The organism is Haloferax profundi (genome assembly GCF_001469865.1).
Classification (GTDB): domain Archaea; phylum Halobacteriota; class Halobacteria; order Halobacteriales; family Haloferacaceae; genus Haloferax; species Haloferax profundi.
Map to the genome: position 1 here is coordinate 1 of NZ_LOPV01000621.1, position 1,940 is coordinate 1,940.

At 54.0% G+C, this 1,940-nt stretch carries 2 protein-coding genes; both read left to right on the forward strand.

Going from position 1 to position 1,940, the window contains the following annotated elements:
• Positions 1 to 992, forward strand: a 992-nt coding sequence (locus AUR66_RS17835) for a DNA cytosine methyltransferase (protein WP_058573496.1), incomplete at its 5' end; no start/stop codon positions are given.
• 8 nt (positions 993 to 1,000) lie between these two features.
• Complete coding sequence (locus AUR66_RS17840; protein WP_058573497.1) at positions 1,001 to 1,636, forward strand: hypothetical protein; 636 nt, start codon at positions 1,001 to 1,003, stop codon at positions 1,634 to 1,636.
• Positions 1,637 to 1,940 lie beyond the last annotated feature (304 nt).

Sequence of the window (1,940 nt, forward strand, 5' to 3'; positions counted from 1 at the left end):
AGAACATCGACGGCGAATACGTACGAGCAGACATCCGCGCGCTGGCAAAGAACCCTGAACCAATCGCCCAGATGTACCCGTGGGATACGGACCTAAAGGTCCTCGCCGCGTGCGCGCCCTGTCAACCGTACTCCACCATGGGACATTCTAAGGGGAAGAATCACGAGGATCACAACAAGTGGGGGTTGCTTAACGAGGTTTCACGGATCGTTGAGTACGTCGAACCAGATGTAGTTGTCACCGAGAACGTACTTCAGGTGAAACAAGATGATGGCGTATACGACGCGTTCATCGAGAGTTTGGAATCCCAAGGCTACCACGTCAACAGTAACGAGAACAAGAACGTCTACTGTCCCGACTACGGGATTCCACAGAAACGGAAGCGGTGGGTGGTTATGGCGTCCAAGCGAGGACCCATCTCTCTGCCTGACCCCCCAATCCAGAGTGAGGACGACTATCCGACGGTAAAAGACACGATTGATTACCTGCCATCGATCGAAGCAGGCGAAGTCAGTGACGAAAACGACGTGCATAGAGCACGTTCACTCTCGGAAAAGAACCTAGAGCGTATCGATAATATGGTGCCTGGGGGGGACTGGACTCTCTGGGAAGAGGAGGGCCTCAACCATCTCCTCGCGAACTGCCACCGGAAGGCGAGTGGGCGTTCTTACAAAGCACCCTACAGCCGAATGCGGCCAGAAGAACCCTCTCCGACGATAACGACCCAGTTCTACAACTACGGTAGCGGTCGCTTTGGACACTACGATACAGACCAGAATCGGGCACTTTCGCTCCTTGAGGGGGCACTGTTGCAGACGTTCCCGGAAGACTATGATTTCTATGACGAGTGGGAAGACGTCGGCGTGTCGAATCTGGGTCGGCTGATCGGTAATGCAGTCCCTCCGAAGCTCGGTGAGTACATGGGGAAGGCAATCTTCTCGCACGTCGGTGCGGCAGCGCAGTCTGTAGGGTCTACCGTCGCTGACGACTGAGAGAACTGATGACGTCTAAGGCGGAGCGACGGTTTCGGGCAAACCTGCTCGAATGGGGCGAAGAAAACCGCCGCGAGTACCCATGGCGGGAACTGAACCGAACACTGTACGAGGTGTTCGTAGCTGAGTTCTTCCTAACTCAGACCCCAGCTGATAATGTGGCGGCGGTCTATCCGGTGTTTCTGGAACGGTTCCCCACGCTGGACGCGATAGCGGAGGCTAGTGAGGACGAACTCGTCGAAGTTATCGAGCCTCTTGGATTCCAAAACATGCGCGCAGGGGCACTGAAGCAAATCGCCTCGGCACATGACCGTCTCCCTACCGGGCCAGAACCACTGATGGAACTCCCGCGAGTGGGCCGTTACGTGGCGAATGCCACGTTCTGCTTCGCACGTGGTGATCGGTTGCCGATACTCGACAGAAACGTTGAAAGGGTGTATAGTCGGGTATTTCGAGATGCATGGCCCGAGGCAGAAGCAGATCAGCTGACTTTCACTCAGAGACTGATGCCTGACAAGGCCCGTCCTTACAATCTCGCTCTGCTCGATTTCGGTGCGCTAGTCTGTCAGACAGAACCACTGTGTGAGCAGTGTTTCGCAAACGAGTATTGTGTCTACTACCAAGAATCGACAAGACGTTCGTAGTGCTACAAAATCGCTCGCAGCGGTTCTCGGGTGGAGTGTGTCCCTTGACTGCCGCGATTACTATGATTAGAAGCAGCGTGAGTGGATCTCTTGAAGTTCTCAACAGCAGATAGGACAGACGAGTTGGATATGGAGTACAAATCCAGCATGAAGAATTTTGTATAGTGGAACTCCTCACACTGATATGGAGAACATCCCTCAGCCATCGGATTCACCTTATAAATCTGGGCAACGAGTCCGCATTTATCTAAGCGACGAGGACGTTGACTCACAGTATCACGGACTCGTCTGCGAAGTTATTGCA

What these genes read in the sequence shown, in the direction of transcription:
- AUR66_RS17840 (WP_058573497.1), top strand. Translation starts at nt 1,001, where the DNA reads ATGACGTCTAAGGCGGAGCGACGGTTTCGGGCAAACCTGCTCGAATGG.